This window comes from Govania unica, assembly GCF_027920805.1.
In the GTDB taxonomy this organism is placed as follows: Bacteria; Pseudomonadota; Alphaproteobacteria; order Sphingomonadales; family Govanellaceae; genus Govanella; species Govanella unica.
Map to the genome: position 1 here is coordinate 207,010 of NZ_JANWOI010000001.1, position 12,660 is coordinate 219,669.

A 12,660-nucleotide genomic window follows, 5' to 3' on the forward strand; every position below is an offset into this window, starting at 1 on the left:
TAAAAATACGGCTACGGTGACCACGCTTGACACCATTGGCGGCCGCTTGCGCCATGCTCGGGAACAGGCCGGATTCTCCCGCCGAACTCTTGCCGATCGCTCAAAGGTGTCGGAGCGCACCATCGAGCATTATGAAAAGGGGACCGCAGAAGCTTCCGTTGAGAAACTGCGGGTATTGGGGGAAGCACTCAACATCTCCCTTCCGTGGCTCGTTTCGGGGGATGAGTCCGAAGCTGCGCCTGTTGACGGCATGGAGCTGCCGGAAAATCCGGCAGATCTCATTGAGGACCAAGAAGAGGAAGACATTGGCGAAGCCGAACAGATCGAGCTTTTGCTGGAAGAAATTGACCGCATGCGGGCTGAGGGCTTCAGTAACTATCAGCGTCGTCTGGCGGCTGTCGTTGACGATATCCGGGACTTGTTCCGCTATCTCGAACCGGCAGAGTTGGTCTCCCTTGGGGAGCGTCGTGGGTTGGCGGTGGTTGAGGCTCATTCTGCGAAGCAGATTGCCGCGCTCTTCGCTCGGAAAGTCGTTGCTGAAGACATCCTGGGGTTTGATGACAATGACGATCAACGGGTCATGGCCGAGGCCATTTGTAAGGAACTGGTTGAGCGGGTCTTGGACACCGCCCTTATTGGGAGTGACCTTTACGCCGTGAAACTCGACCAGCTTGCAGCCTTCGCCGATAAAAATGACATCTCTCCGGGCCGGTTTTTGTTCTTTGGATGGCGCGGGCAGGCTGAAATTGTGCCCTCTGTGCGCGAAAAATATCGGCAGGATGCGAAAAAAGGTGCAGTCAGTTTTGCCGCCTCAAAGCGGCGGGGTAACTCATGATTTCAATCGTAGGGGGCCAATACACCTTAAAAAGGTATAAAATTGGCTCCCTACGAATTCGTTGAATATTGTGAAATACCATTGACTTAAAGCTGGTCTCCGCACACTATTTTGCGGACGAACATACTTATTTTGAGGAGCAATTGCGGACTGAACGCTTACATTTAGGAGAGGTGTTACTGACGGCGCGGCTTGGAAGAGGCCGGAGCCGAGCCTCTGTGGCGCGGTATACCGGAATTAGCGAGAACTCACTTCAGCGATATGAGAAGGCAGGACTTTCGCCGGAAGGCCAATATCCATCGGCGGCAAAGTTGGCGCTGCTCTGTTTTGAATTGAAGATTTCCCCGGCTCAAGCTCTCGCAGCGTCTTTACCTGATAAAGATTATCACTTCGGGTCACAAGCTTTGAGCATTGACGCACATAGAGCGCCTTCATTCGATTATCTTCGGCGTCAGTTTCTGGACACCTTAGAAGATAATAGTCGGCTTCGATCCATTCTTAAAATCCTGCTGGCTCCGCCGCCAATTAAAGGGAGCCCTGCATATAAGAGAGTGCTTTGGTTATTGGGGACATTGCGTTCAATGTTTCAGCGGCAAGAAAAATTTGAAGCAGACCTGACTAAAGCTGGAGCGCATGTCCCTACTGTGCGGATGTATCAAAATCCTCATTCTATGCCGGAAGAAATCAACCTTGATTGGGTTTATGCTATCAACCCGGAAGAGTATGAGAACTCTGAATTCCCAAATATATCTGGCTCCGCGCTGCAATTCTCAGAAGAAGATGAGGCTTCAGAGGCAGCAATAGATGAAGAATGGAAGGAAAGATTCCCTGAAGAATGGATGGCTTCTCTTGATGCAAGGGCAGCTACAGAAAAGGAAGAAGGCTCGGGAGAGTTTGGCAGCCGCCCCGAGCCTTCTAAAGCGGAAAAATGAAGAATTTCCCATTCGCACATAAGTCTCGATTTTGGCCGATGGCACCCTTCAGAAGGGGCAGCGACGATGAGCGCCTATATGCAAGACAACCATAACGCGCCCGCTTCAGGCGGGCAACGTGGAATCCCGGCGAACGTAAATGACTGTTCAGCCGCTGACATTATTTCTCTTGCTGACAAACTGGTCTGGAACGCTGAAGAGGTCGCAAAAATGTGCGGCCTTTCTCAGTCAGCGTTTCATCACTGGGTGCGGAACGGCATTTTGCCGCGCCCGATAAATGGCACCCGCCGTTACTCGGCGGAAGTTATCCGTCAGGCCTTGCGAAAGGCGCATGGCGCTGTTTCTGAGAAAGAAGCGTCGGGCGATTTGGACGGTTGGAGGGCTGGACGTGGTCACCGTTAAGCTCAAGGGCATCAATAAAGTTCGCAAGCGGCTGGTAAGCGGCGAAATCTGCATTCTTTATTATCACCGCGCGACGGGCAAACGGCTGCCAGGTGAGCCGGGCTCGTCTGAATTCATTGCGGCTTATTATGCTGCGCAAGAAGCTGCACGGCATAAAGACCGCCATGAAGGGACGCTTAAGGCGCTCATTCAAGGTTATATGGAAAGCGCAGATTTTCTTGATTTACGTGACCGTACGCGGGCGGATTATCTCAGTCAAATTGGCAAGATTGAAATCGAGTTTGGTGACGCTCCTATTGGGGCTCTCAATGATTCTCGGATACGGTCTGATTTTCTTGAGTGGCGTGATAGGTTGGCAAAACGCTCCAAGCGTCAGGCGGATTATGCCTTGACCGTCCTAGCTCGCATTCTTTCGTGGTCAGCAGATCGCGGATTGCTTCATTTCAATTATGCATATCGGCCCAAGCGCAAGTATCACGGCGACCGTGCGAGCAAGGTATGGCTTCCTGAAAACATAGCGGCCTTTCTTTCCAAGGCAACGCCTGAGATGGCGCTTGCGCTGACACTGGCAAAGGATACGGGGCAGCGTCAGGGCGACCTCTTGCGGCTTGCGTGGTCGGCCTATGACGGCCGGTATATTTGCCTCACTCAGTCAAAGACGAATGTGCCGGTTGAGATTCCGGTAACACGTGAGCTGAAGAGGGCGCTCAAAGCCGCGCAAGACGCGCGCCGCCAAAATCAGATTGAAGCGACAACCATTCTGACGCGTGCGGACGGGCAGCCATGGAAGGCTGACCATTTCCGGCACGAATGGCGAAGGGTGACAAAGGAGGCCGGGCTTGACGGACTGACCTTTAACGACCTGCGCGGTACGGCCGTCACAGCGCTGGCGGACGCCAATTGTACCGTTCCGCAGATTGCGGCCATCACTGGCCACTCTCCGAAATCGGCGGCTTCCATTCTCGAACGCTATTTGGCGCGTACACGTTCCCAAGCCGACGCTGCAATTGTCAATTTGGAGAACGCCCGTCGAACAAAAACTGCAAACCGCTCTGCAAACCAAGGCGGTTCGGGCAAGAAGGATAATTCTTAAGATGTTGTTTTCTTTGGGGAAAAAGTGGTGCCCGGGGCCGGAATCGAACCAGCGACACACGGATTTTCAATCCGTTGCTCTACCAACTGAGCTACCCGGGCATTTCTTGGCCGGAATGAAGTTCCAGCGCGGAAGCAGTTGCCTTATAGAAGATCTCCCCCGACCTGTCCAGAGGTCGCGTAGGGAATTTTAACATCTATTGTTCGGTCGCCATTTCAAGGCATAGTTCACTCTGAAACATAAGGAGGGTTCATGCCACGCATGCCTGACGGTCCTGAGCAGACACCAGAGGCGGCGCCGGTTTCGGTTGGTCGTCATCTGGATATTCTTACGCACTCCATTATTTTTATCGCGGTTGTTCTGGCGGGGTATGTTTTGGCGGTGGGGCGGGATTTGTTTGTGCCCTTTGCGATTGCTTTACTGATCTGGATCCTGATCAGCGCTCTCGCTTCGGTGATCGGCCGGGTACCGTTTTCGGGTCGCAGGCTGCCACGGGGGGTGTCTATTGTGCTCGCCTTGGTGATCATCGCGCTCGGGCTCGGCATCACCGTGGAAATGATCATTCAAAGCATGGGCTCCATGGGGGAGGCAGCGAAGGGATATTCTGAAAACGCCCGCAACATGATCAGCATTATTTTCGATCGCCTGAATATCCCGGAACCGAGAAACCTGTCGGACATGGCTAAACAGATCGATATCGGGGCTTCGCTCGGTATCGTGGCCGGCGGTCTGTCGGCTTTTGCCGAGACCTTTGGGCTGGTGTTCATATACGCCATTTTCCTTCTGGCATCTGAGCGGGCCTGGAAACAGAAATTCCACGTTCTTGTGCCGGATACGGAAAAACGGGAACGGATGGCCACCCTCATCACCCGCGTTAGGGAGGAAGTGCAGGCCTATCTTTGGCTGCGCAGCCTGATCAGTCTGGCGGCGGCGGTCACCAGTTATCTCGTGTTGATCTCAGTGGGCTTCAAGTTCGCGGGGTTTTGGGCGCTGTTGATCTTTTTGTTTAATTTCATTCCGACCATTGGGCCCATTGTGGGGGTTGTCGGCCCCTCGCTGTTCGCGCTGCTGCAATTCGGCGTTACGGTGAATTTCGTCATCGTCGCTGCGGGGCTGTCCTTTACCCAGTTTGTGCTCGACAATGTGGTGTCGCCGCGCATTCAGGGTGCCCGGCTTGGCCTTGATCCGGTGGTTCTGCTGCTGGCGCTTGTGGGCTGGGGCATGATGTGGGGGCTTGCTGGCATGTTTCTCAGTGTGCCTTTGACGGTGATCGCCATGATCGTGTTTTCGCATTTTCCGCGCACGCGTCCGCTGGCCATCCTGTTGTCGGAAAAGGGTGACTTGAAATAGGCCCTAGAAACGGGCGCGCAGCCCGGTTCTGAGCAGGCGGGGCGTGCCGAGCGACCGCAGGCCGTCGGCGCTTTCGCCACTGATGATGCTGTGGTCAAAAAGGTTCTGAACCGTGCCATAAAGCTCGACGCCGGGGCCGATGGCAAGGCTTGCGGCGAGATCGAGGGTGGCATAGCCGGGCAGGCGGCGGCTGTTCAGGATGTCGTCATATTGGGCGCTTTCCGCCCGGAGGTCGGCGTTCAAGCGCAGCCGGTCGGTGCTCTGCCAGTCGAGCCCGAGGCCGCCCTGATGGCGGGCGCTTTGCGGCGGGCGTTTGCCGACAAGCTCGGGGGCGGTGCTGGCCCGGGTGATTTTGCCCAGGCTTAGCAGATAACGCGCATCAAGGGTCAGTCCGGGCCCAAGCGGTAGACTCACATCGGCCTCAAGTCCCATGGTGCGCAGGCGATCGAGATTGCGGCGCTGGCTGAGGTTGCCACCCGCAGGCAGGACGACGCCAAACTCCGGATAGCTGCCCGGGGTGCTGGTGATCAACAAAGTGGTGACGCCATCCTGAAGCATGGTCCAGAAGCCGGTCAGGCTGGCCCGCGCCCCATTAGCATGGGTCCAGTCGAGCCCGAGATCGGCACCGTACAGACGTTCGGGCGTGAGGGCCGGATTGGCTTCGGTGATGTCATTGCGGACGCGGAAGGGGCGATAGAGTTCATTCAGGGTCGGGTTGCGGAATCCGGAATAAAGGCTGAGGTGGCTTTTCAAGGCCGGGCTCAGAGTCTGCACCAGACCGAGGCGGCCATTCACGGCCAGCCGCTCATGATCCGCATAATGATTGTCGAGCAGAATGGCTCCGGTCGCCCGTTGGCTTTCGCTGCGCTGGCCCTGACTATCGCGGAGGTAATCCAGACGGAGGCCGCCGGTCAGCAGGGTTACGGGGCCAAGGTCATGGCTGTAGTCGGCAAAGACCCCACCCAGAAATTGCCGCCCCCCGGCCTTGCGCAGGCGTTGAAAGTCACCCGCGAGATATTGGAAAAATTCGTTGGTGTCGCCATCGATCAGCCGGGCGTCGCCGCCCCATTCTAAGGTGCCGCCCATGACCGCGCGGCGCAGCAGAAGATTGCCGCCAGCCGCCTTGACCGGGGTGCTGAACTGGTCAAGTGCCGGGGTTTCGGCGCTGCGGTCGGCGTTCACGCTTGTGAAGCTGCTGCGGAAATGGCGGTCGATGCCCCAAAGGGTTGCCTCCATATCGGTGTCACCGTCGCGCACGATCCGGAGGGAAGCTTCGCGGGAGCGGGTGCTGTTCCGCGCTCCGGGGCTGCCGTTCACGCGCTGTTCGTCAAAGGCCGCCGCTTGCAGGCGCAGGGTCAGTCCGTCGCCATGCCAGGTCATGCCGAGCTGTCCGCGCTTGAGTGTGCTCGCGCCGGGCCGGTCGATGGGGCCCTGTTGATCGCGCTCGATCAGGTCATATCCGGCACTGTCGAAAATCTGCCCGCCGATGTCGATGGTGAGCGCGCCGGAACTCGCGTAAGCACCCCCGGATCCAGCAAAGGTCGATTTGCTGCCGACCGATAGATCAGCATAGCCGCCATTGCCCTGGGGCAGGCGGGAGGTGATGCGGATGGTGCCCGCAAGCGCCGCATTGCCGTAAGGTCCGGCGCCGCCGCCGCGGATAATGTCGACCCGTTCGATGGCGGCGGGGGCAAGCGCACTCCAATAGATCCAGCCACCGAACGGATCATTGGCGGGCATGCCGTCGACCAGCACCAGGGTGCGTCCGGCACCGCTCGGTCCGATGGCACGCAAGCTGATCCCTTGGGCAGTAGGATGGGCGGCGGTACTGGAGCTGCGGCGAAACAACCCGAATCCGGGCACGGCGCGCAAGGCGTCATCAAGCCGGGAGGAGGCGGCGCGGGCGAGATCCTCGCTATTGATCACCGTGACCGCATAAGCGGCAAGGCTCGGGGACGGCGGCAGGGCAAGGGCCTCCACCAGAACGGTGCTGTCAGCATCGGGAGACATGGCGGCCAGCGACATGAAAACAAGCGGCAGAAGAGATGTCACGGCAACCGGAGTCCTTCCTCAATGGGGGCTCAACATTAGCGACTTGAGATCATTCCACAAGCAGGATGCGTCTATATTTAAAGGACAATTAACCATTTTTGCTTTTAATTAGGATAGGGCTGCCTGCCTGAAATTGTAATTATGAAACTGCCTGGACAAGACGATGGACGCACTCACAGAGAACCCTACCCGAGTGACAGGGGACCAGTTGCAGGATGAGGCGCTTGCGGCTTTTGCGGCCGGAGATCCAGTGATCGCGCGGCAGATGCTTGCGGCGGCCCTGCGTCTCGCGCCGAAGGATTATAATCTGCAGTATCTGCAGTCGATCATGCTCGGGGCTTGCGGGGAGCCAAGACTGGCGGAGGTTGCGTTCGAGACCGCAACCCAGGCACAGATCGATGATCATCTGGAGCGTCTGCTCGGCGATGGATATGCCGCTTTTCAGGAAACGGCGGCCAAGCTGCGCGAGCTCGGCATGGCTCTCTATCAAAAGAATCAGATGAGCCTGGCCGGGGATTGTTTTCGGCAGTCGATCCGAAAGGATCCGGGCAATTTCGAAGCCTGGAAAATGCTCGGGCTCGCCTTGCAGCATCAGGGCCGCAGTGACGAGGCGGTCAATGTCTTTCGCACCGCGCTGCAGTTCTGGTCGTCGAACGCCATGTTGCACAGCATGTTGCATTATGCGTTATGTTTTGGACCGCGTGATCATCATGAACTGATGATTGAAGGGCAGCGTTGGAACGCGGCCCATGCGGCGGCGCGAATGCCGCGTCCTCTCCAGCACGGCAATGATCGCAATCCGGATCGTCGGTTGAAGATCGGTTATTTTTCCTCGATCTTTTCCCAGCATCAGTTGAGCTATTTTCTGGAGCCCGTGTTTTCCAATCACGATCGCGCGGCGTTCGAGATTTATTGTTATGTCAGCAATGATGCGCCCGAGGATCCGACGCAGCAGCGCATTCAATCCATGGTCGATCACTGGCGGCCGGTGGCGACGCTCAATGACGCGGCGATGGCCCAGCAGATCCGCGATGACGGGATTGATGTTCTCGTTGATCTGTGGGGCCATACCATCGGCAACCGTTTGTCGGCTTTTGCTTTTAAACCTGCGCCGGTGCAGGTGGAATGGTTGAATTACGGGGTCACCACGGGCCTTGAGGCCATGGATTACATTTTCCTCGCCGACAATTGGTATGTGCCTGGGGATGAGGCGCTATTCTCGGAAGAGATCTATACCATCGGTGACATTGCCGCTCCCTTCCGGACGTCGACCGTCATTCGCAACCCGGGCAAAACTCCGGCGTTGGACAAAGGCCATGTGACCTTCGGGTCCTATAATCACCCCGGCAAGATCACCGATCGGGTGGTGGAGTTGTGGGCGCGGATTCTGAAGGGTGTGCCGAACAGCAAGCTCATGCTGCGCTATCGTTATTTCGAAGATCTGGTAACGCAAAAGCGATTTGAGATGCGGTTTTTCGCTCATGGCATCGAAGCCGGGCGTCTGGTGTTTGCGCCGCATGTGAGCGGAGCGGAGTATTGGACCAGTTTCCGCGATATTGACCTCGCGCTCGATAGCTTCCCCTATCAAGGCTACACGACAACATTCGATGCCCTGACGGCGGGGGTGCCGCTGTTATCTTACGAGGGCGATTTTCATCGTGAACGGCCGACGCCCACGGTTCTTCGAAATTGCGGGCTCGACAGTCTCGTGGCCACGTGCCATGACGATTATGTGGCGCGGGCTATCGCGCTCGGCAGCAATCCAGGCGAATTGAACCGCCTGCGCAAGATCGTCGGCCCGGCTCTGCAGGGATCATCGACTGCGGATGGGGCGGGCTTCACGCTGAAACTTGAAGCCGCTTATCGGGATGTCTTCCGTCGCTGGTGCGAGAGCGCCGGCTAACAGTTGCGCCACTTGGATGCTTCGGCCATCTTGGCCTCCTTAGTATCGGGTCTTGGGGGTGTCAGATGGTCGCGATTTCGCTTTTCACGCTCGGCGGCACTATTGCCATGCGCGACGAGGGCGGTGGGGCGCGGCCCGCGCTTGGGCCAGCGGAGCTTATGGCCGGACTGGATCTTGATCCGGCGCACGTGGATCTCACGGCCGAGGCGGTTGTCAATCTGCCGAGCGGGCATCTCACCCTTGACGATATCTATGATCTGGCGCGGCGCATCAGGGCGGCGATCGACGATGGCGCGGAGGCTGTGGTGGTGACGCAAGGCACCGACACCCTTGAGGAAACCGCCTTCGCGCTTGATCTGCTGCTTGACGTCGATCAGCCGATTGTGATCACCGGAGCCATGCGGGCGGCGTCGACCCTCGGCACCGACGGCCCGACCAATTTGCACGCGGCCATACTGACTGCGGCCGATCCGACCGCACGCGGGCGCGGTGTGCTCGTGGTTCTGAATGACTCTGTCCATGGCGCGCGGGGCGTGACCAAGGCGCATACGTCGCGGGTCGATGCCTTTCGTACCCGGGATGGCGGGCCGATTGGTCTGATAGCCGAGGGTCGGATTGTTTGGGCGGGGGCACTCACGCGCTCGCCGCGTCTGGTCCTGCCACTTCAGGCGCGGGCGCGTGTGCCGGTGTATACAAGCTATCTTGGCGATGACGGCGTGGCGCTTCTGGCGCTCGCCGCCATGGATCTTCAGGGATTGGTGGTCGAGGGGTTCGGTGGCGGTCACGTGCCGCCTGCCCTGGGGCAGACCCTTGAGAGCGTGGCGGCGCAGGTGCCGGTGGTTTTAGCAAGCCGCTGCGCCGAAGGGCCGGTCCTGACCCAAAGCTATGGTTATGCTGGCAGCGAAAGGGATCTGATCGCGCGCGGGCTCATACCGGCCGGAAACCTCGCCGGGGTGAAGGCTCGGCTGGCGCTCACGATCCTGCTTGATGGTGGCGCCGACCTTGAAAGGGTGAAAGCGTTTTTCGCCGCCCTCTAGCTTGCATAGACGAACTATGGGGTGTTAGAGTTTTCCGAAAGGAAGCCGTAAAGGCAAAATTTGGGAGACGTGACCGTGATCTTAAGTTCGCCGGACCGCATTGCCGATTATCGCCGTCGAGGATGGTGGGGGGATCTCAGGGTTGATGATCTGTTACGGAAGGCGGTCGCGGATCAGCCAGGGGACAGTCCATGTCTGCTTGATCCCTTGAACCGCACGGCGCTTGTGGGCGGCGCGCCGAAGCGGCTTAGTTTTCCCGATATCGACCGCGCTGTTGACGGGTTGGCCGCCGGGTTTCTCGATCTCGGTTTGCACAAGGGCGATGTGGTCGCGGCGCAGATGCCGAACATTGTCGAGGGCGTGTTGCTGCTGCTCGCCTGTGCGCGGCTTGGGCTTATTCTCTGTCCCGTGCCCATGCAATATCGCGAGCATGAGCTGCGCCATATCCTCGGTCTCGTAGACGCCCGGATGTTCGTGACCGTTCCGGAGTTGCATGGGTTTGCGCATGCTGCCATGGCCTTAGGCTTGCAGGATGAATTGCCGGGCATTGCCCATGTGGGTGTTTTCGGCGCGGGGGTGCCTTTAGGTGCGGTCCGACTGGATGATCTGCTGGCCGGTCGGGCTGACCGGGCGGCGGTGCTTGATTACAGCGCGAAAAATCCGATCGATCCCATGGAGGTGTTCACCATCTGCTGGACGTCCGGCACCGAAGCGAAACCAAAGGGCGTGCCGCGCAATCATGCGCAATGGATGGCCAATATGGTGGCCTGCGTTGAATGCGGCGACCTCAAGCCGGGTGACCGGTTGCTGAGCCCGTTCCCCATGGTCAATGTGGCGGCCATCGGTGGTCTGGTGCTGCCCTGGTTGCAGACGCAGGGTGTGCTTGCGCAGCATCATCCGTTCGACCTGCCAACCTTTCTGCGCCAGATCGCAGAGGAAAAAATCAATTACACCATCGCCCCGCCCGCTATCCTCAACATGCTGTTGAAGAATGATGCCATGCTGGCGCAGACCGATGTCTCGACCATGCGCACCATGGGGTCTGGCTCGGCACCGCTCGCGCCCTGGATGGTCAAGGGCTGGCAGGAGCGGTTCGGCATCACGGTGATCAATATCTTCGGCTCGAACGAGGGCACGTCGTTGTTCTCGACCGGTCATGACATTCCCGACCCCGAGGAACGGGCGCAATATTTCCCGCGTTTCGGTGTGGAGGGCATCACCTGGCCGTCGCATTGCGCGCGCATGATCCGCACCCGCCTCGTGGACCCCGAGACGGAGGAGGAGATCACCGCGCCCAATGTGCCGGGAGAACTCCGCATCGACGGGGCGATGAAATTCGATGGCTACTGGAATTCGCCGGATTTGAACGCCACCGCCTTTGATGCTCAGGGTTACTTCAAGACCGGCGACACTTTTGAAATCGCAGGCGACGGAGAGCGGGCGCGTTATTACCATTTCGTCGGCCGCTCCAAGGAAATCATCATCCGCGGCGGCGTCAATATTTCCCCGGCGGAACTCGATGCGGTGATAGAAAGCCACCCGAAACTTCAGGAAGCCGCCTGCGCCGGATATGTCGATGACCGTCTGGGCGAACGGGTCTGCGCCGTTGTGGTGCCGAAGCCGGGGCAGGATATCACGCTGCCTGAACTTGTGGACTATCTGCAATCCAAACAGATGGCGGTGTATAAACTGCCGGAACGGCTGATGACCATGCCCGCCCTGCCGAGGAACGCGCTCGGCAAGGTGGTGCGCCGCACGCTCGCGGTCGAAGTCGCAAAACAAATCGCGGCGGAAATGGTGTGAGCTGCAGCATGGATTGCCGGGTCAAGCCCGGCAATGACACTTATATAAAACCGGCAATGACACTTATATAAAAGCTGTCATACGCGGGCTTGACCCGCGTATCTATGGCTCCGCCTCAATCGTCGGCGAGCAGCAAGCGCACGAGCTGGGTGCGCGAATGCACAGCGGCTTTTGAAAAGATTGAGCGCAGGTGGTTTTCCACCGTGCGCGTGCTCAGGCACAACTGATCGGCGATCTGGGGGTTGCTTTGCCCGGCGAGGACCAGGCGAATGATGTCATTCTCGCGCCGGGTCATGCCGAGGGTGGCGGTCCGGGTCTCCAGGGACAGTTCAAGGCGCGACGGGCTGAGGGTGACGAGGATGCGCTGGCTGTCGCCCTCAAGCATTTGGGCCGAGGCCGTGCAGTCATTGCCGAGGCGTTCCCGCACGGTGCCGCCGGTCAGTTTTGCCCGGGCGCAGAGCTTCAGGATCTCCGCATAAATCGGCGCTTCGGGACGCGGCATGAGGCCGCTGTCCGGCCCATCGAGGCCGATGAGGCGGGCGGCGCAGGGGTTCGCATATCTAAGGGTGCGGCTGGCGTCGAACATCAGCACGCCCATTTCGGCGGTGGCGCGGCTCAGGCCGGAGAGCAGGTCTTCCTGTTGCTTCAGCCGTTCCGTCAGGGTCATGCCATTGACGCAGGCGAACAGCGCTGGGGCCACCTGCATGGCGCGGGTCATTTCGCTGCTGGCAAAATGGCGCGACGCCCGTGGGCGGTGAAACCCGAAGGCGAAGATGGAGGCGTTTTCCACGCTCGGCCGGAAAAACAGGGCCATGACATGGTGGATATGCTGTGGCCGCAGGAATTCATTATAATAACTGCTGTTGGTCAGATGACGGTCGTCATGAAGCTCCGACAGGCAGACCAGATCGAACTTGCCCGGGGCGATGCTGTAACGGCCATCGGGCGAGAAGCTTTTGAGGATCACCGGGTCCTCATGCAGGTAATGATCATAGGATTTGAGCGCCTGCTCAGGCACCTCATGACGGGCCTGCCGGGTCGGCCGGAAGCCCTTGCCGTCATAGGAAAATTCAAACAGCACACTGGTTTCGGCGTCAAGAAACCCGGTGACGCGCTGCAGGATGCCCTGGGTCAGGTCGGTGAAATTTCGGCAATCCAGAATGCCATGACAAATCTCCAGAGCGTTCTCACGCTCCGGCGCACTTGTTACGCTCTGTCCGGCCAGGATCGATGTTGCTGGCAGGGTCATTCAG

General features: G+C 58.6%; 10 protein-coding genes and 1 tRNA gene. 8 read left to right on the forward strand and 3 right to left on the reverse strand.

Annotated elements, in window-relative coordinates:
- The first annotated feature begins 16 nt into the window (after positions 1-16).
- The 4 genes from NYP16_RS00900 to NYP16_RS00915 all read left to right on the forward strand — a co-directional run bounded on the left by NYP16_RS00900 (position 17) and on the right by NYP16_RS00915 (position 3,262).
- Positions 17-835: a helix-turn-helix domain-containing protein gene (locus NYP16_RS00900; protein ID WP_274942223.1), complete on the forward strand. Its 819-nt coding sequence runs from the start codon at positions 17-19 to the stop codon at positions 833-835.
- Between the two features lie 218 nt (positions 836-1,053).
- On the forward strand, positions 1,054-1,767 hold the full coding sequence (locus NYP16_RS00905) for a hypothetical protein (protein WP_274942224.1): 714 nt from the start codon (positions 1,054-1,056) through the stop codon (positions 1,765-1,767).
- 66 nt (positions 1,768-1,833) lie between these two features.
- Positions 1,834-2,169: a helix-turn-helix domain-containing protein gene (locus NYP16_RS00910; protein WP_274942225.1), complete on the forward strand. Its 336-nt coding sequence runs from the start codon at positions 1,834-1,836 to the stop codon at positions 2,167-2,169.
- A complete protein-coding gene (locus NYP16_RS00915) occupies positions 2,099-3,262 on the forward strand; it encodes a tyrosine-type recombinase/integrase (RefSeq protein ID WP_274942226.1) in 1,164 nt (387 codons plus the stop codon). The genes NYP16_RS00910 and NYP16_RS00915 overlap by 71 nt, the downstream gene beginning before the upstream one ends.
- A 25-nt stretch (positions 3,263-3,287) precedes the next feature.
- Here the strand turns inward: NYP16_RS00915 and NYP16_RS00920 are convergent.
- Positions 3,288-3,363, reverse strand: a tRNA-Phe gene (locus NYP16_RS00920).
- 151 nt (positions 3,364-3,514) lie between these two features.
- On the opposite strand from NYP16_RS00920, the gene NYP16_RS00925 reads away from it, so the two are divergent.
- The gene (locus NYP16_RS00925; RefSeq protein ID WP_274942227.1) at positions 3,515-4,612 is read left to right on the forward strand and encodes an AI-2E family transporter; all 1,098 of its coding nucleotides are present in this window, start codon (positions 3,515-3,517) and stop codon (positions 4,610-4,612) included.
- A gap of 3 nt (positions 4,613-4,615) precedes the next feature.
- Here NYP16_RS00925 and NYP16_RS00930 read toward each other — a convergent pair whose 3' ends face one another.
- Positions 4,616-6,664, reverse strand: a complete 2,049-nt coding sequence (locus NYP16_RS00930) for a TonB-dependent receptor (RefSeq protein WP_274942228.1) — start codon at positions 6,662-6,664, stop codon at positions 4,616-4,618.
- A 163-nt stretch (positions 6,665-6,827) separates the two neighbouring features.
- Between NYP16_RS00930 and NYP16_RS00935 the strand changes: the two genes are divergently transcribed.
- The 3 genes from NYP16_RS00935 (at position 6,828) to NYP16_RS00945 (ending at position 11,407) form a co-directional block, all read left to right on the forward strand.
- Entirely contained in the window at positions 6,828-8,567 is a 1,740-nt protein-coding gene (locus NYP16_RS00935; RefSeq protein WP_274942229.1) for an O-linked N-acetylglucosamine transferase, SPINDLY family protein, read from the forward strand.
- A 65-nt stretch (positions 8,568-8,632) separates the two neighbouring features.
- On the forward strand, positions 8,633-9,604 hold the full coding sequence (locus tag NYP16_RS00940; RefSeq protein ID WP_274942230.1) for an asparaginase: 972 nt from the start codon (positions 8,633-8,635) through the stop codon (positions 9,602-9,604).
- 75 nt (positions 9,605-9,679) lie between these two features.
- On the forward strand, positions 9,680-11,407 hold the full coding sequence (locus tag NYP16_RS00945; protein WP_274942231.1) for a class I adenylate-forming enzyme family protein: 1,728 nt from the start codon (positions 9,680-9,682) through the stop codon (positions 11,405-11,407).
- Between the two features lie 115 nt (positions 11,408-11,522).
- On the opposite strand, the gene NYP16_RS00950 is transcribed toward NYP16_RS00945, so the two are convergent.
- Positions 11,523-12,656 carry a helix-turn-helix domain-containing protein gene (locus NYP16_RS00950; RefSeq protein ID WP_274942232.1) on the reverse strand — a complete coding sequence of 378 codons (1,134 nt, stop codon included), beginning with the start codon at positions 12,654-12,656 and terminating at the stop codon, positions 11,523-11,525.
- Between the last annotated feature and the right edge of the window lie 4 nt (positions 12,657-12,660).

Bases quoted from the DNA above. Each gene is read 5' to 3' on its own strand.
- NYP16_RS00915 (WP_274942226.1), top strand. From the start codon at position 2,099: ATGGCGCTGTTTCTGAGAAAGAAGCGTCGGGCGATTTGGACGGTTGGA.
- NYP16_RS00925 (WP_274942227.1), top strand. From the start codon at position 3,515: ATGCCACGCATGCCTGACGGTCCTGAGCAGACACCAGAGGCGGCGCCG.
- NYP16_RS00910 (WP_274942225.1), top strand. From the start codon at position 1,834: ATGAGCGCCTATATGCAAGACAACCATAACGCGCCCGCTTCAGGCGGG.
- NYP16_RS00940 (WP_274942230.1), top strand. From the start codon at position 8,633: ATGGTCGCGATTTCGCTTTTCACGCTCGGCGGCACTATTGCCATGCGC.
- NYP16_RS00950 (WP_274942232.1), bottom strand. From the start codon at position 12,656: ATGACCCTGCCAGCAACATCGATCCTGGCCGGACAGAGCGTAACAAGT.
- NYP16_RS00935 (WP_274942229.1), top strand. From the start codon at position 6,828: ATGGACGCACTCACAGAGAACCCTACCCGAGTGACAGGGGACCAGTTG.